The sequence below is a fragment of the Mycobacterium sp. 2-64 genome, assembly GCF_035918375.1.
Lineage (GTDB): Bacteria > Actinomycetota > Actinomycetes > Mycobacteriales > Mycobacteriaceae > Mycobacterium > Mycobacterium intracellulare.
The window spans coordinates 1,596,968-1,618,645 of sequence record NZ_CP142361.1 but is presented as its reverse complement, the minus strand read 5'-3'; the positions used below and the strand labels follow the sequence as shown (position 1 = coordinate 1,618,645).

22 protein-coding genes are annotated in these 21,678 nt (G+C 70.1%); 3 read left to right on the top strand and 19 right to left on the bottom strand.

What is annotated here, in order from left to right; genetic code table 11:
* Positions 1-3: 3 nt before the first annotated feature.
* The 12 genes from QGN31_RS07860 to dxr all read right to left on the bottom strand — a co-directional run bounded on the left by QGN31_RS07860 (position 4) and on the right by dxr (position 13,844).
* Positions 4-1,368 (bottom strand): aldehyde dehydrogenase family protein, encoded by a 1,365-nt coding sequence (locus tag QGN31_RS07860; RefSeq protein ID WP_014385438.1) that lies wholly within the window; start codon positions 1,366-1,368, stop codon positions 4-6.
* Between the two features lies 1 nt (position 1,369).
* On the bottom strand, positions 1,370-2,167 hold the full coding sequence (locus QGN31_RS07855; protein ID WP_225346131.1) for a gamma-glutamyl-gamma-aminobutyrate hydrolase family protein: 798 nt from the start codon (positions 2,165-2,167) through the stop codon (positions 1,370-1,372).
* Entirely contained in the window at positions 2,148-3,533 is a 1,386-nt protein-coding gene (locus QGN31_RS07850; RefSeq protein WP_014942626.1) for a glutamine synthetase family protein, read from the bottom strand. The genes QGN31_RS07855 and QGN31_RS07850 overlap by 20 nt, the downstream gene beginning before the upstream one ends.
* Positions 3,534-3,552: 19 nt before the next feature.
* A complete protein-coding gene (locus QGN31_RS07845) occupies positions 3,553-4,104 on the bottom strand; it encodes an alpha/beta hydrolase (RefSeq protein ID WP_008258770.1) in 552 nt (183 codons plus the stop codon).
* Between the two features lie 153 nt (positions 4,105-4,257).
* On the bottom strand, positions 4,258-5,778 hold the full coding sequence (locus QGN31_RS07840; protein WP_014380677.1) for a cobyric acid synthase: 1,521 nt from the start codon (positions 5,776-5,778) through the stop codon (positions 4,258-4,260).
* A gap of 25 nt (positions 5,779-5,803) precedes the next feature.
* Entirely contained in the window at positions 5,804-6,661 is an 858-nt protein-coding gene (gene map, locus QGN31_RS07835; RefSeq protein WP_043955193.1) for a type I methionyl aminopeptidase, read from the bottom strand.
* Positions 6,662-6,692: 31 nt separating this feature from the next.
* Positions 6,693-7,277: a DUF1707 SHOCT-like domain-containing protein gene (locus QGN31_RS07830; protein ID WP_008258773.1), complete on the bottom strand. Its 585-nt coding sequence runs from the start codon at positions 7,275-7,277 to the stop codon at positions 6,693-6,695.
* Between the two features lie 51 nt (positions 7,278-7,328).
* Entirely contained in the window at positions 7,329-9,143 is a 1,815-nt protein-coding gene (locus tag QGN31_RS07825; RefSeq protein ID WP_008258774.1) for a penicillin-binding transpeptidase domain-containing protein, read from the bottom strand.
* A 167-nt stretch (positions 9,144-9,310) separates the two neighbouring features.
* Positions 9,311-10,165 (bottom strand): GNAT family N-acetyltransferase, encoded by an 855-nt coding sequence (locus tag QGN31_RS07820; protein ID WP_009952679.1) that lies wholly within the window; start codon positions 10,163-10,165, stop codon positions 9,311-9,313.
* A gap of 49 nt (positions 10,166-10,214) precedes the next feature.
* A complete protein-coding gene (gene ispG, locus QGN31_RS07815; RefSeq protein WP_014385441.1) occupies positions 10,215-11,381 on the bottom strand; it encodes a flavodoxin-dependent (E)-4-hydroxy-3-methylbut-2-enyl-diphosphate synthase in 1,167 nt (388 codons plus the stop codon).
* 8 nt (positions 11,382-11,389) lie between these two features.
* On the bottom strand, positions 11,390-12,613 hold the full coding sequence (locus QGN31_RS07810) for a M50 family metallopeptidase (protein WP_008258786.1): 1,224 nt from the start codon (positions 12,611-12,613) through the stop codon (positions 11,390-11,392).
* Between the two features lie 19 nt (positions 12,614-12,632).
* Complete coding sequence (gene dxr / locus QGN31_RS07805; RefSeq protein WP_014942628.1) at positions 12,633-13,844, bottom strand: 1-deoxy-D-xylulose-5-phosphate reductoisomerase; 1,212 nt, start codon at positions 13,842-13,844, stop codon at positions 12,633-12,635.
* 114 nt (positions 13,845-13,958) lie between these two features.
* On the opposite strand from dxr, the gene QGN31_RS07800 reads away from it, so the two are divergent.
* Positions 13,959-14,213: a DUF2631 domain-containing protein gene (locus QGN31_RS07800; protein ID WP_036390065.1), complete on the top strand. Its 255-nt coding sequence runs from the start codon at positions 13,959-13,961 to the stop codon at positions 14,211-14,213.
* Here QGN31_RS07800 and QGN31_RS07795 read toward each other — a convergent pair.
* From QGN31_RS07795 to pyrH, 6 genes are all read right to left on the bottom strand, one after another.
* The gene (locus tag QGN31_RS07795; RefSeq protein WP_014942629.1) at positions 14,206-15,087 is read right to left on the bottom strand and encodes a cytochrome c biogenesis CcdA family protein; all 882 of its coding nucleotides are present in this window, start codon (positions 15,085-15,087) and stop codon (positions 14,206-14,208) included. The genes QGN31_RS07800 and QGN31_RS07795 overlap by 8 nt on opposite strands.
* Before the next feature lie 4 nt (positions 15,088-15,091).
* Entirely contained in the window at positions 15,092-15,601 is a 510-nt protein-coding gene (locus tag QGN31_RS07790) for a protein disulfide oxidoreductase (protein WP_043955195.1), read from the bottom strand.
* A gap of 74 nt (positions 15,602-15,675) precedes the next feature.
* On the bottom strand, positions 15,676-16,779 hold the full coding sequence (gene rlmN / locus QGN31_RS07785) for a 23S rRNA (adenine(2503)-C(2))-methyltransferase RlmN (protein ID WP_008258789.1): 1,104 nt from the start codon (positions 16,777-16,779) through the stop codon (positions 15,676-15,678).
* 32 nt (positions 16,780-16,811) lie between these two features.
* Complete coding sequence (locus tag QGN31_RS07780) at positions 16,812-17,756, bottom strand: phosphatidate cytidylyltransferase (protein ID WP_036429090.1); 945 nt, start codon at positions 17,754-17,756, stop codon at positions 16,812-16,814.
* Between the two features lie 32 nt (positions 17,757-17,788).
* Positions 17,789-18,346 (bottom strand): ribosome recycling factor, encoded by a 558-nt coding sequence (frr, locus tag QGN31_RS07775; RefSeq protein WP_014385446.1) that lies wholly within the window; start codon positions 18,344-18,346, stop codon positions 17,789-17,791.
* Positions 18,347-18,361: 15 nt separating this feature from the next.
* Positions 18,362-19,159: a UMP kinase gene (gene pyrH / locus QGN31_RS07770; RefSeq protein ID WP_014712070.1), complete on the bottom strand. Its 798-nt coding sequence runs from the start codon at positions 19,157-19,159 to the stop codon at positions 18,362-18,364.
* Between the two features lie 325 nt (positions 19,160-19,484).
* On the opposite strand from pyrH, the gene mbp1 reads away from it, so the two are divergent.
* Positions 19,485-19,724, top strand: a complete 240-nt coding sequence (gene mbp1, locus QGN31_RS07765) for a microaggregate-binding protein 1 (protein WP_008258793.1) — start codon at positions 19,485-19,487, stop codon at positions 19,722-19,724.
* Positions 19,725-19,914: 190 nt separating this feature from the next.
* On the top strand, positions 19,915-20,637 hold the full coding sequence (locus QGN31_RS07760) for a winged helix-turn-helix transcriptional regulator (protein WP_008258794.1): 723 nt from the start codon (positions 19,915-19,917) through the stop codon (positions 20,635-20,637).
* Between the two features lie 45 nt (positions 20,638-20,682).
* On the opposite strand, the gene QGN31_RS07755 is transcribed toward QGN31_RS07760, so the two are convergent.
* Complete coding sequence (locus QGN31_RS07755) at positions 20,683-21,621, bottom strand: lysophospholipid acyltransferase family protein (RefSeq protein WP_020188526.1); 939 nt, start codon at positions 21,619-21,621, stop codon at positions 20,683-20,685.
* Positions 21,622-21,678: the final 57 nt, after the last annotated feature.

Genomic DNA, 21,678 nt, shown 5'->3' with positions numbered 1-21,678 from the left:
CGCCTAATCCTCTCCGATCGCGATGAAAACGTTCTTGGTCTCGGTGAATCCCAGCGGCGCGTCCGGACCCAGCTCGCGGCCCAGGCCCGACTGCTTGAAACCGCCGAACGGGGTGTTGTACCGCACCGACGAGTGCGAATTCACCGACAGGTTCCCGGCTTCCACCGCGCGGGACACCCGCAGGGCGCGGGACAGGTCGTTCGTCCAGATCGATCCGGACAGGCCGTAGGCGGTGTCGTTGGCCAGCGTGACGGCGTCCTGCTCGTCGTCGAAGGCCAACACCGTGACCACCGGGCCGAAGATCTCTTCGGTGACGGTGCGGTCGGTGCGCTGCGGGGTGAGAACCGTTGGCGGGAACCAGAATCCGCGCCCGCTCGGCGCGGTGCCGCGAAACGCGACGGGGGCGCCGTCGGGCACGTAGGACGCCACCCTGGCGCGGTGCGCGGCCGACACCAGCGGGCCCATTTCGGTGCCCCGGGACGCGGGGTCCCCGACGACGACACCTTTGACGGCGGGTTCGAGCAGCTCCATGAAGCGGTCGTAGACGCTGCGCTGCACCAGGATCCGGCTGCGGGCGCAGCAATCCTGCCCGGCGTTGTCGAACACCCCGGCCGGCGCGGTCGCGGCCGCCCGCTCCAGATCGCAGTCGGCGAACACGATGTTGGCGCTCTTGCCGCCCAGCTCCAGGGTCACCCGCTTGACGCGGGCCGCCGCCACGGCCAGCACCCTTTTGCCGACCTCGGTGGAGCCGGTGAACACGATCTTGGCGATGTCGGGGTGCGTGACGAACCGCTCCCCCACCACCGGGCCCGGTCCCGGCAGCACCTGGAGCAGGTCTGGGTCCAGGCCGGCGTCGGCCGCCAGCTCACCGAGGCGGATCGTGGTCAGCGGCGTCGCCTCGGCGGGCTTGACCAGCACGGCGTTACCCGCCGCCAGCGCCGGCGCGAACCCCCAGCAGGCGATGGGCATCGGGAAGTTCCACGGGGCGATCACACCGACCACGCCCAGCGGTTCGTTGAACGTGACGTCCAGCCCGCCGGACACCGGAATTTGCTTGCCGGACAACCGTTCCGGGCTTGCCGAGTAGTAGGTCAGCACGTCGCGGACGTGGCCGGCCTCCCACTCGGCCGACCCGATGGGATGACCCGAGTTCGCGACCTCGAGGGCCGCGAGCTCGTCGAGATGGGCGTCGACGGCGGCGGCAAAAGCCCGTAGGCCGGAGGCTCGTTCGGCCGGGGATAGCCGCGCCCACCGCCGCTGCGCCGCCCGCGCGCGGCCCACCGCGTCGTCGACGGCCGCCGCGTCGGCGTGCTCGACCGAGCGCAGCACCTCCTCGGTCGCCGGGTTGATCAGTTGCGTCGCAACCACGTCAGCGCCCCGCATACGCCCGGGCCGCGTCCACGATCGCGGCGAACAACCGCAGATCCTCCAGGGACTGCTCCGGATGCCATTGCACGCCAAGCACAAACCGGTCCCCGGGAAGCTCCAGCGCCTCGACGACGCCGTCGGGATCGGTCGCGCTGACCACCAGCCCGTCCCCGACCCGGTCGATGGCCTGGTGGTGATAGCACGGCGCGTCGACGGTCTCCCCCACCAGCGCGGCCGCCCGGGTGCCGGCGACGGTGCGCACCGGCACCCGGGTGAACACCCCGTCGCCGGCGCGGTGCCCGCAGTGCCCGAGCACGTCGGGCAGGTGCTGGTGCAGCGTGCCGCCGAGCGCGACGTTGAGCACCTGTGCGCCGCGGCAGATCCCGAGCACCGGCAGCCCCCGGTGCAGCGCGGCGCGCAACAGCGCGAACTCCCAGGCGTCGCGGTCGGTGCGGGGTTCGTCGGTCGTGGGATGCGGTTGCTGGCCGTAGCTGGCGGGGTCGAGGTCGTAACCGCCGGTGATCACCAGCGCGTGCACGCCGTCGAGCACCGCGCCGACGACCTCGGCGTCCGCCGGTTGCGGGGGCAGCAGGACGGCGATCCCGCCGGCCTGGATGACGCCCTCGAAGTAGTCGGTCGGCAGGTATCCGGCGGGGATGTCCCAGATCCCGGTCTGCACCCGCTCGAGGTACGTGGTCAGGCCCACGACCGGGCGCGCGGACTTGCGTGGCGATCGCAAGCGCGGCGCAGCCGGGCGCAGCGGGTCGCCACCATCCAGCTCAGAGCCGTTCAAAACCACGCGTCCTTTCCCAGTCGGTGACCGCGGCGTTGAACGCCGCCAGTTCCACGCGGGCGTTGTTCAGGTAGTGGGCGACCACGTCGTCGCCGAACACCTCGCGCGCGAGCGTCGAGCGCTCGAAGGCCGAGGCCGCCTCGGCCAGGGTGGCGGGCAGCCGCTCGACGCCGGGGGCGTGATAGGCGTTCCCCGCGTAGGGCTCCGGTGGCTCGAGGCCCCGTTCGACACCGTACAGCCCGCCGGCGACGATCGCCGCCACCGCCAGATACGGGTTGACGTCGCCGCCGGGCACCCGGCACTCGACCCGGGTGTTGGGCCCGTGGCCGACCACCCGCAGCGCGCAGGTGCGGTTGTCCAGCCCCCAGGCCACCGCGGTGGGCGCGAAGCTGCCGTCGGCGAATCGCTTGTAGGAGTTGATGTTCGGCGCATAGAACACGGTGAATTCGCGCAGGGTCGCCAGTAGCCCGGCCACAAAGCTGCAGAACGTCGACGACATGCCGTGCGGACGGGCGGGGTCGGCGAACACCGCGCCGCCCTGCGGGTCGCGCAGCGAGAGGTGTATGTGGCAGCTGTTGCCTTCTCGCTCATCGTATTTCGCCATGAACGTCAGGCTCTTGCCGTGCTGATCGGCGATCTCCTTGGCCCCGTTCTTGTAGATGACGTGGTTGTCGCAGGTGACCAGCGCCTCGGCGTAACGGAAACCGATCTCCTGCTGTCCCCTGTTGCATTCGCCTTTGACGGCCTCGAATTGCAGGCCCGCGCCGGTCATTCCGTTGCGGATGTCGCGCAGCAGCGGCTCCATGCGCGACGACGCCGCGATCGCGTAGTCGATGTTGTAGTCGCTGGCCGGGGTCAGGCCGCGGTATCCGCCGGCCCACGCCTGGCGATAGGTCTCGTCGAACACCATGAATTCCAGCTCGGTCGCGGCGTCGGCGCTCCACCCGCGCCGGGCCAGCCGATCGAGCTGGCGGCGCAGGATGGCCCGCGGTGACACGGCGACCGGGCTGCCGTCGGCCCAGCCCACATCGGCGATCACCAGGGCCGTGCCGGGCAGCCAGGGAATGCGCCGCAGGGTGGACAGATCGGGCGTCAGCACGGTGTCGCCGTATCCGGTGTCCCAGCTCGACATCGCGTAGCCATCGACGGTGTTCATGTCGACGTCGACCGCCAGCAGATAGTCGCAGCACTCGGCGCCCCGGGTGGCCACCTCGTCGACGAACAGTTGCGCGGCCACCCGCTTGCCGACCAGGCGTCCCTGCATGTCGGCGAACGCCACGATGACCGTGTCCACCGCGCCGGCGGCCACCAGCTGCCGCAGGGCACTCAGCGAGAGCATCGGGTCGGTCACGGCGTCATCGTCGGAGGCCATGCCGTTAGTCAACCAGGCGCTACCAGGTGCTGGTGCGCAAAATGATCTCGGCGGCCAGTTGCGCCGTCGACTCCTGCACGGTGCGCCGTCCCAGATGCACCACCCGGTAGTCGGCGTAGACGTACTGCTGGCTGGCCTGGGCCACCGACCGGGCGGCCGGCGAGCTGACCAACACGGTGGTGCCAATCTCCACCGGTGGGCAGTGCCCGTCGCGGATGGCGCCGTCGCGATCGCCGGCGCGCGGATGCCCGCGGTCGATCACCACCAGCCCGACGAACCGGCCCAGCCGGGTCGCCGTCAGTTCCCACGCGAGGTCGCCACCGGCGCGGTCGCCCATGACGACGGCCCAACCGATTCCCAGCGCGTCGAGAATGCCGATCACCGACTTGGGGGTCAGCCGCGGGTCGAAGCCGATTACGACCGTCCGCAGCGATGCGGTGTGCAGGCGCTCGCAGACCGCGTCATACGCGGCGGGGGCGCGTTCCTCGTCGCCCAATATGACGACGACGACGCCCGTCTCCGGTCCGGCCACAACGACCGGGACCGGGAACCCCTCCAGGGTGGTCATCATCGAGGACACCCAAGCACGCTACAGCCAAACGGCATGCGCGCGCGATGATTCTGCGGCATGTGATACAGGGACACAGTTTCCACCGGCACTCGATGACGGCCCGCCGGCCGCGTCGTCAACGGCGGCGTTCACATCGCGACGTCGGCGAATACCTTACGGGCGCAACAGACTTGCCAGATGCGGACGCGCCGGCGGCGGGCCGTGCAGCAGCCCGAGGACGGCGTCGACGTCGAGATGGGCGGCCAGCAGATCGGCGGCGAGATCGAGCTGGGCGTCGCGCCGCGCGGCGACGTTGGTGTCGTCGTCGACCACGAAGCCGCCCCGGCCCGCCGCGTCGGCGACCCGGGTGAGCCAGGCGCGCCGGAAGTCGTCGTTGTCGAGCACGCCGTGCCAATGCGTCCCAAAGATCGCGCCGCGCACCACACCTTGCGGTTGCGGATCGGTGCCGGCGTCGAACCAGGTTTGCTCGGCGCAGCGCGCGATCCGCCCGTGATGGATCTCGTATCCGCCCAACGGACCGTCGATCCCACACCGCCAGCGGCGCAGGGCCTTGGCCGGATCGAAGGCGATGTCGGCGTCGAGCAATCCCAGCCCCGGCACCTCGCCGGCCCCGGACTCCACCGCGTCATCGATACGACGGCACAGCATCTGAAATCCCCCGCAGATCCCCAGCACCGGTTTGCCGGCCCGCGCGTGCGACACGATCGCCTCGGCCAGGCCGCGCTCGCGCAACCAGGACAGGTCGGCGACGGTGGCCTTGCTGCCCGGGACGACGATCAGGTCGGCGTCGGCCGCGCCGGCGGGGTCGGCGACCCAGCGCACCACCACGCCCGGTTCGCAGGCCAGCGCCTCGACGTCGGTGGAGTTGGAGATCCGGGGCAGCCGGACCGCGGCCACCCGCAGCCACTCGTCGCCGCGCGGCGGGGCGGGCGTGCCGATGACGCGGTGCGCGACCACTGACAGCGAGTCCTCGGCATCGAGCCACAGCTCCTCGGCGTACGGCAGCACCCCGTAGGTGGGCCGCCCCGTCATGGCCTGCAGCTGGCGCAATCCCGGCTCGAGCAGCGCGGGATCGCCCCGGAACTTGTTGACGATGAAACCGGAGATCAGCGCCTGGTCGTCGGGCTCGAGCACCGCGACGGTGCCGAACAGGTGCGCGAGCAGGCCGCCGCGGTCGATGTCGCCGACCAGGACCACCGGCAGGCCGGCGGCCCGGGCCAGCCCCATGTTGGCCAAATCGGTGGCACGCAGGTTGATTTCGGCGGGCGATCCGGCGCCCTCGCAGATGACCGCGTCGAATTCATCTCGCAGGCATGCCAATTCGTCGAGCACGACGGAGGCGAGCCGATCGCGGTGTTGGACATAGCTTTTCGCGCTGACCGAGTCGGTGACCCGGCCCTTGATCACGAGCTGCGAGGTGCGGTCGCTGCCCGGCTTGAGCAGCACCGGGTTGAACCGCACGCTGGGCTCCAGGCCGGCCGCGCGGGCCTGAATCGCCTGGGCGCGACCGATTTCGCCGCCTTCGACGGTGACCACGGAGTTGTTGGACATGTTCTGCGCCTTGAACGGGGCGACCCGGGTTCCGCGGCGGGCCAGCAACCGGCACAGGGCGGCCACCACCACCGATTTGCCGGCGTCGGAGCTGGTGCCGGCGACCAGCAGCGCCCCGCTCACCCGTGCGCGGCGAGCAGTGGGGCGCTCATGGCAGCGTGAGGATTTCGACGCCGGTGTCGGTGACCAGCAGGGTGTGCTCGAACTGCGCGGTCCACTTGCGGTCCTTGGTGACCACCGTCCAGCCGTCGTCCCAGATCTCGTAGTCCAGGCCGCCGAGGTTGATCATCGGTTCGATGGTGAACGTCATGCCCGGCTGCATGACGGTCGACACCGAGGGCTGGTCGTAGTGCAGGACGACCAGCCCGTTGTGGAACGTGGTGCCGACGCCGTGCCCGGTGAAGTCGCGAACGACGTTGTAGCCGAACCGGTTTGCGTATGACTCGATGACACGGCCGACGACCGACAGGGCACGCCCGGGCTTGACGGCGTTGATGGCGCGCATCGTCGCCTCCCGGGTCCGCTCCACCAGCAGCCGGTGTTCTTCGGCGACGTCGCCGGCCAGGAAGGTGGCATTGGTGTCGCCGTGCACGCCGTCGATGTAGGCGGTGACGTCGATGTTGACGATGTCACCGTCCTCGATCACCGTCGAGTCGGGGATGCCGTGGCAGATGACCTCGTTGAGCGACGTGCAGCACGACTTCGGGAAGCCCTTGTAGCCCAGCGTCGAGGGATAGGCGCCGTGGTCGACCATGTATTCGTGGGCGATCCGGTCGAGTTCGTCGGTGGTGACCCCGGGCGCGACCGCCTTGCCCGCCTCCACCAGTGCGCGCGCCGCGATCTGGCCGGCGACGCGCATCTTCTCGATCACCTCGGGCGTCTGCACCCACGGCTCGCTGCCCTCGTGGACCGTCGGCTTCCAGGCGTACTCGGGGCGCGGGACGCTGCCGGGCACCGGCAGAGTCGGGGACAACTCTCCGGGGGAAAGCGCGGTGCGAGCGGGCATGCGACCAGCTTAACCGGGGTCCCCCCGGCGATCAGACTCGCTGGCGGCGCAGCAGCGAGCGGCGCGGGCCCCGGATGATCACCGAACCGCACACCACCCGCCCGGTCAGCACGACGTGCGGCCTGCCCTCACCAGGCGGGTCTTTGCGGCGATCGCTGGCGCTGCCCACGTAGACCTCGACGTCGTCGATCGACGCGCTGGCGCCGTCGGGCAATCGAATCTCGACGGAGCCGAACCGCATGTCCAGTTCGACGACCACCACCGGCCCGGCGAACCGGGCCTTGGTGAGGTCGAGTTCCACCGAGCCCAGCCGGCGCACCAGCGCCAGGCGGGTGGGCACCGTCCATTCGCCGTGCCGCTTCAGCGAGCCCGCCCAGCCGCGCAGTTCCACCCGGTCGGCCGCCGAGGTGACGATGGCGCCCGGTCCCGGCAGGTCGCCGACCAGATGGTCCAGCTCCCCGCGCGTGCGCGCGTAGGACACCTGCGAGGAGCGCTGCTCGAACTCGTCGATGTCGATCAGCCCGAGCGCGACCGCGTTGTGCAGTCGCCGCATCGTGCCGTTGCGGTCGGCATCGGAGACGCGCAACGCCACCATGTCGCCGCCGGTATCGGTCATGCTCGCAATTTACCGCCGCCGCGGCCGACGTGGACCGGGTCCGTAGGACTGCTAGGCCAGAAAGTCCGGCGGCAGCGACTCGAGCATCACCTTGGTCATCCGGACGGCGTACTCCGAGCTGCCACCCCCGACGATCAGCGCCGCGAACGCCAGATCGCCGCGGTAGCCGGCGAACCAGGAATGCGACCCGCCCGGGAACTCGGCCTCACCGGTCTTCCCGTACACCTCGCCGCAGCCGGCGATCTCCTTGGCGGTCCCGTTGGTCACCACCAGCCGCATCATGGGCCGCAGTGCGTCGATCATCTTCGGGCTGATCGGCGTGGCGTCGCCCTGCACGGCCGTCTGGCGGCCCGCGATCAGTTGCGGCACCGGCGTCTTGCCGGCCGCGACCGTCGCCGCCACCAGGGCCATGCCGAACGGACTGGCCAGCACCTTGCCCTGGCCGAAGCCGTCCTCGGTGCGCTCGGCGAGGTCGACCGTCGGCGGCACCGAGCCGGTCACCGTGGTGATGCCGTCGATCTGGTAATCCAGCCCGAGCCCGTAGCGGGAGGCCGCCTGGGTCAGGCCGCGCGGGGGCATCTTGCTGCTGAGCTCGGCGAAGGTGGTGTTGCACGAACTGGCGAACGCCCGCGACATCGGCACCACCCCGAGGTCGAAGCCCCCGTAGTTGGGGACGGTGCGGTGCCCGATGTCGAGGCGGCCCGGGCAGCCCAGCATGGTGTTGGGCGTGGCCATGTCGCGTTCGACCGCCGCGCCGGCGGTGACCATCTTGAACGTCGACCCGGGCGGGAACAGCCCGGTGGTGGCCGGCAGGCCGTCGGCGTCGGCGCCCGCGTTCTGGGCGATCGCGAGGATCTCCCCGGTCGAGGGCTTGATCACCACGATCATCGCCTTGCCGCCGCGGGTGTCCACCGCATGCTGGGCGGCGTTCTGCACCGCGCGGTCCATCGTGAGCGACACCGAGGGGGCCGGTGATCCCTCGACCTCGTGCAGCACCTCGACCTCGACGCCGTTCTGGTTGACGCTCACCACCCGCCAGCCGGCCTCGCCGTCCAGCTGGTCCACCACGGCCTTCTTCACCGCGGCGACGACCGCGGGCGCGAAATGCGGGTCGGTGGGCAGCATTTCGGGCTGGGGCGTGACCACGATGCCGGGCAGCCGGCCGATCGCCGGGAACACCTTGTCGTTGTCGTCGGGGTGCAGCGTGACGCCGAGGTCGACCGGGTGGGGTGTCGAGCTGGCCTGCTCGGCGAGCAGCTGCGGGTCGTTGAGCGTGTCGTTGAACGGGTGCAGTACGTCGACCACCGCGTGCGCCGTGCCGAACAGCGCGGGTCCGGCCTGGGTGGCGTCCAGCGTGTAGTGGTACACGTAGCCGGGCACCAGCACGTCGCTGCCGCCGAGTTCGTTCACCGAGGCGCGGCGCGGCCGATCCGCGCGCAGCGCGAACGTCTGGTGCTCGCCCAGTTTGGCGTGCAGAGCCGTGGTGGTCCAGCGCACCCGCCAGCGGCCCTCGTCGCGCGCCATCCTCAGCTGGCCGTCGTAGCTCCAGACGCGGTTCTTGGGCAGGTGCCAGGCGAAGCGATAGCCGACCGTGCCGGTGTCCTCGGCGTACTTGGCGTTGAGGACCTGCGCGTCGAGGTGGGTCGCCTGCAGGCCGGACCAGGCGGCGTTGAGCGCTTCGCGCGCCTCGTTGGGGCTGTCGCTGAGCTGGGCGGCCGTCGCGGTGTCGCCGACGGCGAGGGCGCGGAAGAACTTCTCCGCGGCCGGGCCCGGGCCGTCGGGCCGGGGCGTGCACCCGGACAGCGCGATGACCGCGACGAGCAGCAGGCCTGAAACGGATGAGGCCGCTGTTGTTCTAGTTACCATCGGTGCTGATGTTATGAGCTGCGGGGTGAACTGCGGCGCCGCCACACCGAGACCGAACCGTTATGCGTGGTCGTGGCAGCTCGCCCCGATGCCGAGCGCCCGGGCAGTCGGGCGTTCGCCGGCCGGCGCCCGCCCAGCCGGGCGGCGGCCGCTGCCGGGGAGCACAACTAGTCGAGCAGCACCGTCGCGAAGGTGCCGATCTCGGCGAAGCCGACGCGGGCGTAGGCCGCGCGCGCCACCGCGTTGAAGTCGTTGACGTAGAGGCTGGCCGTCCGCCCGCTGCCGACGATCACCGCGGCGACCGTGGCGGTGCCGGCGGTGCCCAGGCCCAGGCCGCGCCACTCCGGGTGCACCCACACCCCCTGGATCTGGCCGACCCCCGGCGACTGCGAGCCCACCTCGGCCTTGAAGACGACCTGGCCGTGCTCGAACCGTGCCCAGGCGCGACCGGCCGAGATGAGGCTGGCCACCCGCCGCCGGTAGCCGCGACCGCCATCCCCGATCCGCGGGTCGACGCCCACCTCGCCGATGAACATGTCGACGGCCGCCACCAGGTAGGCGTCCAGCTCCTCGGGCCGGACCTGGCGCACCGCGGTGTCGATGTCGCAGCTCGGGTGGGTGGACAACGCCAGCAGCGGCTGGCGGTCGCGCACGTCGCGGGCCGGCCCCCACGCCCCCTCGAGCCGCTCCCACATCGGCATCACCAGGTCGGCCCTGCCGACCAGCGACGAGCAGCGCCGCGTCCCGCGCATGGCCTCGTCGGCGAACGCGCTCAGGTCGGCCGGGGCGCCGCGCAGCGGGATCAGGTTGGCGCCGGCGAAGCACAGCGATTGCTCGGCGCCGCGCAGCGTCCACAGTTCCCCGCCGATGGAATTGGGGTCGATGCCGTGGTCGGCTACCCGGGCCGCGACCATGCACGAGGCGACGGGATCGTCCTCGAGAACCCGCCAGACCGCGGCCGCATCGCGCACCACGGACACCCGACGCTCGCCGACCAGGCGGAAAAGGGGCGGAGCCGACATGTGGCGAACTCTCTGTGGTGCGATCTCAGGGCCAGGGCGCTGGCGTTTATCAGCTTACGGTCACAACCGGCGAACCGCTCGATGTTGTGTCCGGTCCGTGATCGCCGCCCATCTCGGCGGCGAGCCGCATCGCCTCTTCGATCAAGGTCTCGACGATCTGCGCCTCGGGCACGGTCTTGATCACCTCGCCGCGAACGAAGATCTGCCCCTTGCCATTTCCCGATGCGACGCCGAGGTCGGCCTCGCGGGCCTCGCCCGGACCGTTGACCACGCAGCCCATCACGGCGACGCGCAGCGGGACGTCGAGGCCGTCGAGGCCCGCCGAGACGGCGTTGGCCAGGGTGTAGACGTCGACCTGCGCGCGGCCGCACGACGGGCAGGACACGATCTCGAGCCCGCGCGGGCGCAGGTTCAGCGACTCGAGGATCTGGATGCCGACCTTGACCTCTTCGACCGGCGGCGCCGACAGCGACACCCGGATGGTGTCGCCGATCCCGCGCGACAGCAGCGCGCCGAACGCGACCGCGGACTTGATGGTGCCCTGGAACGCGGGGCCGGCCTCGGTGACGCCGAGGTGCAGCGGATAGTCGCACCGCTCGGCCAGTTGCTCGTACGCGGCGACCATCACCACCGGGTCGTTGTGCTTGACGCTGATCTTGATGTCGCCGAAGCCGTGTTCCTCGAACAGCGAGGCCTCCCAGAGCGCGGACTCGACCAGCGCCTCGGGGGTGGCCTTGCCGTACTTCTGCAGGAACCGCTTGTCCAGCGAGCCCGCGTTGACCCCGATGCGGATGGGGATGCCGGCGGCGCCGGCGGCCTTGGCGACCTCGCCGACGCGGCCGTCGAATTCCTTGATGTTGCCCGGGTTCACTCGCACCGCGGCGCATCCCGCGTCGATCGCGGCGAAGATGTACTTCGGCTGGAAGTGGATGTCGGCGATCACCGGGATCTGGCTGTGCCGGGCGATCTCGGCCAGCGCGTCGGCGTCCTCCTGACGCGGGCAGGCCACGCGGACGATGTCGCAGCCGGCCGCGGTCAGCTCGGCGATCTGCTGCAGCGTGGTGTTGACGTCGTGGGTCTTGGTGGTGCACATCGACTGCACCGAGATCGGGTGGTCGCTGCCGACCCCGACGTCGCGCACCATCAATTGGCGCGTTTTGCGCCGGGGTGCGAGCGTGGGCGCCGGGGCGTCCGGCATGCCCAGGCCAACGGACATGAGTTCTCCTACTGAAACAGCCTGATCGGGTTGACCAGATCGGCGGTCACGGTCAGCAGCATGTAGCCGACCACGAACACCAGCACGACGTACGTCGCCGGCATGAGTTTGAGGTAGTTCACCGGCGCGGCCGCGACCATGCCCCGGGCCGAGCGGATCAGGTTGCGGACCTTTTCGAACATCGCGATCCCGATGTGCCCGCCGTCGAAGGGCAGCAGCGGCACCAGGTTGATCGCGCCCAGGATGAGGTTCAGCTGGGCCAGGAAGAACCAGAACGCCACCCACAGTCCGTGGTCGACGGTGTCGCCGCCGATGATGCTGGCTCCGACCACGCTCATCGGCGTCTGCGGGTCGCGCTGGCCGCCGCCGATGGCGTGCACCAGCGCACCGACCTTGGTGGGAATTGTGACGAGCGCCTTGCCCACCTCGACGGTCAGGTCCCCGGCGAACGCCAGACTGCCCGGGATCGCCGAGAGCACCCCGTAGTGCGTCGGGCCGGTCCGGACGGCGCCGACGCCGATGGCGCCGACCGTCGAGGCTTGCGGTTGAGCGCCCTGCCCGTCGGGCCCGGTGGTCAGGTAGCGCTGCGTGGGCGTGACGTTGACGTAGGTGGTGATGGCGGTGCCGTCCCGCTCGGCGACGATCGGGGTGTTGCCGTGCACCTTGCGGATGGCCGCGGCCATCTCCTCGAAGGTCGACACCGGGGTGTCGCCCACCTTGACGATGACGTCGCCGGGACGGATTCCGGCGAGTGCCGCCGGCCCGGGCCCGGTGCAGTCCGCGATCTTGCCGGGCGCCACTTCCGGTGCCACACAAGCGGTTTCGCCGACCACCGCCTTGGTGGGCGGGTGCAGGTCGGGCAGGCCCCACACCAGCGCGATGCCGTAGAGCAGCACCAGGCAGATGACGAAGTTCGCGGCGGGCCCGGCGAACAGCACCGCGACGCGCTTCCAGACCGCCTGCTTGAACATGGCGCGGTCGGTCTCGTCGGGCGCCAGCTCCTCCACCGAGGTCATGCCGGCGATGTCGCAGAATCCGCCCAGCGGCACGGCCTTGAGGCCGTACTCGGTCTCGCCGCGGCGGGTCGACCACAGCGTGGGGCCGAAGCCGACGAAGTAGCGCCGCACCTTCATGCCGGTGGCGCGCGCAACCCACATATGGCCGCACTCGTGCAGGGCCACCGAGATCAGGATGGCCAGTGCGAACAGCACAATGCCGATGACGAACATCATTAGGCTGCGAGGACCTTTCTCACACCGCTCCGGAGGCTTTGACCGATAAGTTGGCGGGCTGCGCCTGTGCGACGACACGCTGGGCCCGCTCCCGTGCCCAGCGCTGCGCGTCGAGTACCTCATCCACGTTAGCGGGTGAGACGGCCCATTGGTCGGCGGCGTGCAGCACGTCGGCGATGGTTTTGACGATGGCACCGAACCCGATGCGGCCCGCCAGGAACGCCTGCGCCGCCTCCTCGTTGGCGGCGTTGTAGACCGCGGTCATGCAGCCGCCGGTCTGCCCGGCGTGCCGGGCCAACTCGACGGCGGGGAAGACGCCGTTGTCCAGGGGCTCGAATTCCCAGCTAGACGCCGTGCTGAAGTCGCAGGAGGCGGCCGCGCCGGGCACCCGGCGCGGCCAGCCCAGGGCCAGCGCGATCGGCAGCCTCATGTCCGGCGGGCTGGCCTGGGCGAGGGTCGAGCCGTCGACGAAGGTGACCATCGAATGAACAATCGACTGGGGGTGCACGACCACCTCGATGCGGTCATAGGGAAGGCCGAACAGCAGGTGGGTCTCGATGAGCTCGAGCCCCTTGTTGACCAGCGAGGCCGAGTTCAGCGTGTTCATCGGGCCCATCGACCACGTCGGGTGGGCGCCGGCCTGCTCGGGGGTGACGTCCTCGAGCTGGGCGGCGGTCCAGCCGCGGAACGGGCCGCCGGACGCGGTCAGCACCAGCTTGGCGACTTCGTCGGGAGTCCCGCCGCGCAGGCACTGGGCCAGCGCGGAATGTTCGGAGTCGACCGGCACGATCTGGCCGGGCTTGGCGGCCTTGAGCACCAGCGGACCGCCGGCGATCAGCGATTCCTTGTTGGCCAGCGCCAGCCGGGCGCCCGACTCCAGCGCGGCCAGGGTGGGCCGCAGGCCCAGCGCCCCCACCAGCGCGTTGAGGACGACGTCGGCCTCGGTCTCCTGGACCAGCCGGGTGACGGCCTCGGGCCCGGCAAAGGGGATGTCGCCGGCCCGCCGCGCCGCCGCTTCGTCGGCGACCGCGATGTTGGTCACACCGGTGGCGGCGCGCTGGTGCAGCAGCGTGTCCAGGTTCGCCCCACCCGCGGCCAGGCCGACCACTTCGAAGCGGTCCGGATTGGCCGCGATGACGTCCAGCGCCTGGGTGCCGATGGAGCCGGTGCTGCCCAGCACCAGCACGCGCACGCGGCCCGGGGTTTGCCCGTCGGTCGTCGGGTTGGTCACCCATTCATTGTGCCGCCCGGCCCGGACGGGGGCCACGATGCGGCCGCGCCCGCGGCGCGGCCTTATGCCAGAATTTGGATTCAGCAAGCCGATCCGATCCGAAAGGGATTCGCCGTGGCCAGTACCGAGGTCGAACACTTCACCGGCGTCGACTCCGTCGAGGTGCCGTCGGCGGCGTGGGGTTGGAGCCGGATCAATCACCGGACCTGGCACATCGTCGGCCTGTGCATCTTCGGGCTCTTGCTGGCGATGCTGCGCGGCAACCACGTCGGCCACATCGAGGACTGGTTCCTGATCGGCTTCGCGGCCCTGGTCCTCGTCGTCCTGATCCGCGACCTGTGGGGCCGCCGGCGCGGCTGGATCAGGTAGCCGCTCCCCGTTTGCCCTGGCGTTTCACCCGGCGATGCCAGGCGCCGCCGATCACGACGACCGCCAACGCGAGCATGGCCACCAGCCACGGCCATATTCCGTGCTGGTGCACCCAGCCGGCAGTCGCACCCTGCAGGCGACCGACCGCGGTGATCACCGCGTCCCGCGGGTTGGCGTTTGCGCCGAACAGGCGCACCTCGTAGCTGCCGTAGTAGGCGACGTACAGCCCGACCAGCACCAGCAGCGCGCCACCGATCCGGTTGACGAACGGCAGGATTCGGCGCAGCCGGTCCACCATCGCGGTGCTCGCCGTCGCGGCGGCGACGGCGAGCACACCGACGACCAGGGTCAGCCCCGCGCTGTAGGAGAGGTAGATCGCCACGCCGGTGACGATCGATCCCCCGCGCAGGCCGGCTGCGGTGACGGCCAGAAACGGCCCGATGGTGCACGACAGCGAGGCGACCGCGTAGCTGATGCCGTAGCCGTACATGGAGCCCAGCCGCACCGTGGGGGCCCACCTCGGCCCCAGCGGCCGCGAGGCCAGGGCCGACAGTTCCCGACCCGACAGCAGCCAGGCACCGAGCACGATCAACACCACGCCGACCAGCGCGGTGGCGTACGGCAGGTAGCGCTGCACGGTCGTGGCCGCCGACACGGTCAGCGCGCCGAACACGCCGAACACGGTCAAGAAGCCCAGCGCCATCCCGACGGTGGCCGCCAGCGCCCGCCCGGTGGCGGCCACGCCGGAGCGTTCGTCGGGTCGCCGGCCGCGCACCACCAGCAACAGGTAGGCGGGCAGCATGGCAAACCCACACGGATTCAGCGCGGCCACCAATCCGGCGGCGAAGGCCAGGCCGACCAGACCCTGGTCCATTTGGTCAGGACCTCAGCGCGGAGACCCGGTCGGAGAGCTCCTGCTGTGACATCGCCGAGGTCGGGTTGTTGACGAAGGTCGAGCTGCCGTCCGCACGGTAGAACACGTAGGCGGGCTGCCAGGGGACGTTGTAGCGGGCCCAGATGGCGCCGTCGGTGTCGTTGAGGGTGGTGAAATTCAGGTTGTACTTGGAGACGAAGCCCTGCATCGCACCCACGTCCGCGTGCGCCGCGATGCCGACGAAAGCGACGCCGGGGTTGGCGGCCGCGACCTGGCTGACGCCGGGGGCCTCTGCGTTGCAGTACGGGCACCACGGCGTCCAGAACCACAGCACCGCCGGCTTGCCCTGCAAACTGGCGCCACTGAAGGGTGCACCGCTCAGGGTCGTCGCGGTGAACTGCAATCGGTCGTCGGCGGCCTGCGCGCGTGGTCCGCTGGCCACGCCGACCATCATCGCGGCGACGACCAGCGCCGCGGCAAACGCTTTGTTCAGGGCTGACAAGCGAATCCTCATGGCACACCTCATTACTGGAGTCATGCCTTACTCGACGGGACAGCCCGTAGTCCGGTTCATCCGCCCCCAGCGAGCTACCGGTTCTCGAAGGCCAGCTGGCCGCACGCGGCGCTGATCTCCCGGCCGCGGGTGTCGCGGACCGTGCAGGACACGCCCTTGGCGCGGACCCGCCGCACGAACTCGCGCTCGACCGCCTTCGGGCTCGCATCCCACTCGCTGCCCGGCGTCGGGTTCAGCGGGATCAGGTTGACGTGCACCAACGGCCCTAGCGCGCGATGCAGCCGCTGCCCCAACAGGTCCGCCCGCCACGGCTGGTCGTTGACGTCACGGATCAGCGCGTACTCCACCGATACCCGCCGGCCGGTGACGTCGGCGTAATACCGTGCGGCGTCGAGCGCCTCGGCGATCTTCCACCGGTTGTTGACCGGCACCAGCGTGTCGCGCAGTTCGTCGTCGGGCGCGTGCAGCGACAGCGCCAGGGTCACCGCGAGCCCTTCGTCGGCGAGTTTGCGGATCGCGGGCGCCAGGCCGACCGTCGACACCGTCACCGAACGGGCCGAAATGCCGAACCCGTGGGGCGGCGCGGCGATGATGCGCCGCACCGCGGCGACCACCCGGGCGTAGTTGGCCAACGGCTCCCCCATGCCCATGAAGACCACGTTGGACAGCCGCTGACTGGGCGGGCCGAAGTCGTCGCGCAGCACCGCGGCGGCGGCGCGCACCTGCTCGAGGATCTCGGCCGTCGACAGGTTGCGGCTCAACCCGCCCTGGCCCGTCGCACAGAACGGACACGCCATGCCGCAGCCGGCCTGCGACGAGATGCACACCGTGTTGCGCTGCGGATAGCGCATCAACACCGACTCCACGGTGACCCCATCGAGGGCCCGCCACAACGTCTTTCGCGTCTCGCCGGCGTCGCAGGCCACCTCGGAGACCGCGGTGAGCAGGATCGGGAACATCGTGTCGGCGATCGCGTCGCGCAGCCCGGCCGGCAGGTCGGTCATCTGCCGCGGGTCGGCGATCAGCCGCCCGTAGTACTGATGCGCCAGCTGCTTGGCGCGAAAGGCCGGCAGCCCCAGCTCGGCGACGGCGGCGGCGCGGCCGTCCGCGTCGAGATCGGCCAGATGCCGCGGCGGCTTGCCGGGTCGCGGCTCGGAGAACACCAGTTGTTGGACCATGACCTGTCCAGTATCGGTCACGTCGGGCCGACCTAGGGAACGAGCGTCAGCACCGTCCACGCCGCGACCGCCGACGGCAGGACGCCGTCGAGGCGGTCCATCAGTCCGCCGTGGCCGGGCAGCAGCCGGCCCATGTCCTTGATGCCGAGGTCGCGCTTGATCTGTGATTCCACCAGATCGCCGAGCGTGCAGGTCAAAACGAGCACCAGACCCAGCAGCGCGCCCACCCACGGCGGTTTGCCGGCGAGGAAGGTCGCGGTCAGGGTCGCCGCGGTGATGCCCAGGACGAGCGAACCGGCGAGCCCCTCCCAGGACTTCTTCGGGCTGATCGCCGGGACCATCGGGTGCTTGCCGAACAACACGCCGACGGCGTAGCCGCCCACGTCCGACGCGACCACCGTGATCATCAGGCAGAACACCCGCCCCGCGCCGTCGGCGGGATACACCAGCAACGCGGCAAAGGACGCGAACAGCGGCACCCACGCGGCCAGGAAAATTGTGGCGGACGCGTCGCGCAGGTAGGACGGCGACGGGGACCCACCGGCGGGTTCGGGCGGTGTGCGGTTGTCCTGCATGAACAATCGCCAAAACAGGCACGCCACCACGGTGACGCCGAAGCCCGCCAGCGCGCCGGCGGCGTGGAACGGCCAGGTCAGCCACACCGTGAGCTGCCCGCCGGCCAGCAACGGGATGACCGGAATGACGAATCCGGCTTCACGCAGCCGCCGCACCACCTCGTGGGTGGCGACCAGGATGGCCATCGCGACGATCGGGACCCAAAAGCGGGGGGCGAACACCAGCGTGACGACCAAAGCGCCGCCGATACCGGCGCCCACCGCGATCGCGGCGCGCAGGTCGCGGCCGGCCCGCGAGGTCTTCTTCGCGGGCGGCGGCATCGCCGTGAACGCAGGCTCCGGCTGGGCTGCGGCGCCGGGCTCGTCGGGCGGGGTGCCTGCGCCGGGATCTGGGGTAGCCACGGGCCTGAGTCAACTTAGCTGCCGAGTGGTCGCTAGACCTCCAGCAGCTCGCCTTCTTTGTGCTTGACCAACTCTTCGATCTGGGTGGTGTACTGGTGCGTGGTCTTGTCCAGGTCCTTTTCGGCCCGGGCGACCTCGTCCTCGCCGGCCTCGCCGTCCTTGCGGATGCGGTGCAGCTCCTCCATCGCCTTGCGGCGGATGTTGCGCACCGAGACCTTGGCGTCCTCCCCCTTGCTCTTGGCCTGTTTGACCAGCTCGCGGCGACGTTCCTCGGTGAGCTGCGGGACCGCCACGCGGATCAGGGTGCCGTCGTTGGTGGGATTCACGCCCAGGTCGGAGTTGCGGATCGCCGTCTCGATCGCCCCCACCTGGCTCGCCTCGTAGGGCTTGATCACCACCAGGCGCGCCTCGGGGACGTTGATGCTCGCCAGCTGCGTGATGGGGGTGGCGGCGCCGTAGTAATCGATCACGATCCGCGAGAACATGCCGGGATTGGCGCGCCCGGTCCGGATGGTCGACAAGTCGTCGCGGGCGACCGCTACGGCCTTCTCCATTTTCTCTTCAGCGTCGAAGAGAGCCTCGTCAATCATCTGCGCCGCTCCTCATCAGGTGGTGACCAGAGTCCCGATTTTCTCACCAGCGACCGCCCGGGCGATATTGCCATTGGTCAGCAGGTTGAACACCAGGATCGGCATGCCATTGTCCATGCACAGGCTGAACGCGGTGGCATCGGCCACTCGTAGCCCGCGGTCGATGACCTCGCGATGACTGATCGCGGTGATCAGCTCGGCCTCGGGATACTGCCGCGGGTCCGCGGAGAAGACGCCATCGACGGCCTTGGCCATCAACACCACCTCGGCGCCGATCTCGAGCGCCCGCTGCGCGGCGGTGGTGTCGGTGGAGAAGTACGGCAGGCCCATGCCGGCACCGAAGATCACCACGCGCCCCTTTTCCAGGTGGCGTACGGCGCGCAGTGGCAGGTAGGGCTCGGCGACCTGACCCATGGTGATCGCGGTCTGGACGCGGGTGACGATGCCTTCCTTCTCCAGAAAGTCTTGCAGCGCGAGGCTGTTCATGACGGTGCCCAGCATGCCCATGTAGTCCGAACGGGTGCGTTCCATGCCGCGCTGCTGCAGCTGCGCCCCCCGGAAGAAGTTGCCCCCGCCGATCACGACGGCGACCTGGACGCCGCCGCGGACCACCTCGGCGATCTGCTGCGCCACCAGCGCCACGACGTCGGGATCCAGGCCCACCTGGCCGCCACCGAACATTTCGCCGCCGAGCTTGAGTAGCACTCGCGAATACCTGGCCCGGGTCAGCGCCTGGCCGGAAGCCAGTCCGTTCGTGGGCTCCTGCCTCGGAGCCGCCGGGCCGGCGACGTGGGGCTCCCTGGACTCCGTCATCAGACTCCTCGCATGAGAGTGCCATCCCGGGCGATCTCATCCGGAACGGCATTTCACATCCTGCCTCATCGCAGCACAACGGGGCGTCGGTGGGGTGCATTATGCGCACAGTTGGCGTGCGGGAGCGATTTTCGAGCCTGCCGGTACCGAATGTTCCGACGCCCGGCGCTGCGTTTGAGCCGCCGACGGCAGGGGAACCCGCTACAACGCGGTGACATATGCGGTCTCGAGCAATGAGGACCGGGTTCGCCGTATGACCGGATCGATCGCTCGCGATCGTTGAGCGTGGATCGCTCACAGTACGCCAACGAGGAGGAACGGATCCATGGCGGAAGAAAACAAGTCGGGACCCGCTGAAGCGGTGAAGGGCGTCGTCGAGGACGTCAAGGGTAAGGCCAAGGAGGCCGTAGGCGCGGTGGCCGGTCGCGATGACCTGACCCGTGAGGGCCAGGCGCAGCAGGACAAGGCCGAAGCGCAGCGTGACGCGGCGAAGAAGGAAGCCGAGGCGGAAGCCGCGCGTGGCGGCGCCGAGGCGGCCGAGGAGCGCCAGAAGTCCAACCAGTAGCTTGATGGGAAAGATGGGTCCGGTCCATGAAAATGGGCCGGGCCCATCGACTTTCTCCAGCGCGCCGGCCTGAGTTTGCATAGCTTTGCATAGTTTTCGGCCGAGTGGGTAAACAGCCCTAGCGCTGCCAGACATCTCGCGCGAGGCGCCTACGGACCGGGGGGAACGCAGGGACCTCACGAGGTTGGAGATGTCGTTGGACAGGTCGATGGACATTGTGGTGCTCACCGACGAGGCTGATTTCGAATCGGCCTTACCGGATTTGACCACGTTCGCGCTCCCGGCGCGCGTGGCGCTGACCGCCCACACCGACGGTCATTGCGCCACCGCCGACGTGGCGATCGTCGACGCGCGCAGCAATATGCCTGCGGCCCAGGCGGTTAGCCGCCGACTGGCGGCGCAGAACCCCGCTACCGCGGTGGTGGCCCTGGTGAGGCCGGCGGATTGCGCCGCGGTCGACACCGATGGCAATTTCGACGACGTGATGCTGCCCGGCACCGGCGCGGACGAGCTGCGGGCGCGGTTGCGGCTGGCGGTCGGCCGCCGCCGCGGCACCGCCGACGGCATCTTGAAGTTCGGCGACCTCCGCCTGCACCCGGCGAGCTTCACCGCGTCGCTGGACGGCCACGACCTGACTCTGACCCTGACCGAGTTCAGATTGCTGAGTTTCCTTGTGCTGCATGCCGGCCAGGCCTTCACGCGCACCCGATTGATGCGGGAGGCGTGCGGCTATGACAGCAACAGCCGGGCCCGCACGGTCGACGTCCACATCCGGCGACTGCGCGCCAAGCTCGGCACCCGGCACGAATTCATGATCGGCACCGTCCGCGGGGTCGGTTACCGGGCGCCCACGCCCCCGCAACCGGAGTGGGTGCTCGCCGATCCGGCGCTGACACCCACGCGGGCAACCTGATCCACGACGCCCTCATCGACGTGGCCGCAACGGTTTTCGCGGCCGTCACCCGAAGAACGGGAAGGCGCGCTTGCGCGCCAGCGCGTCCATGCCCTCCTGGATGGAATCCTGCACTTCGTGGTATTTGCGGTCGATGTATTCCTCGTCGTCCGCCCGCGCGGGGTCGTGGTCGAGTTCCACGGCGGGCATGAAGCGCGTCCTGATCTTGGCCGGCAGCGGCAGTTGGGGCAGCGCCGCCGGGGCGATCCCCCACGGCAGCGAGATCGCCAGCGGGAACACCTTGAGCCGCAGTAACCGGTCCAGTTGCAAGGCTTTTGACAGCCGGTCGCCGCGGATCAGCACGGGCATCGCGTCGGCCCCGCCGACGGTGGCGATGGGCACGATCGGCACCCCGGCCCGGATCGCCATCTTGACGAAGCCCGTCCGCCCGGCGAGGTTGGCCCGATCGCGCTCCGTCCATGGGCGCAGCGAGTCCACTTCCCCACCCGGCCACAGCGCGACGTCACGCCCTTCGGCCAGGGCGGTGGCGATCGCGTCCGGGGCGGCCGGGAGCACCCCCATCGACCGGAAGTAGCGCCCGAACAACGGGATTGCCATCAACGCGTCATGGGCGGTGCCGTGCAGCGGCCGGTCCTGGCCGAACCGTCGCCACCATTGCAGACCAACCGTCCAGGCGTCCCACACGAACGGGGCCCCGGAGTGGATCCCGACCAGCAGCGCCGGCGGTGCTTCCGGAATGTTCTCCCAGCCGTCGATCTCCATCCGAAACCAATAGTCCACCAGCACATTCCACAAATACTTCTGTCGCTGCAGGGCGGCCTCGTCCTGGCCGGACAGATCCCAGCGGCCGGCGCGCTCGGCGACCCAGCCGCTCAGCCCGCCGCTGTGTTCGCTGCGCCGCTCGTCCATCGCCGCTCGCGTTCGCTCGGCGTTGCGTTGCGCTTGTTTGCGCACGCTCGCCGGCCTGTGGTCCGGATTACTCATGAATGCCGGGTACCCGGTTCACCCGCGCCCGATTCGTCGGGACGCAAAAACTCCCCG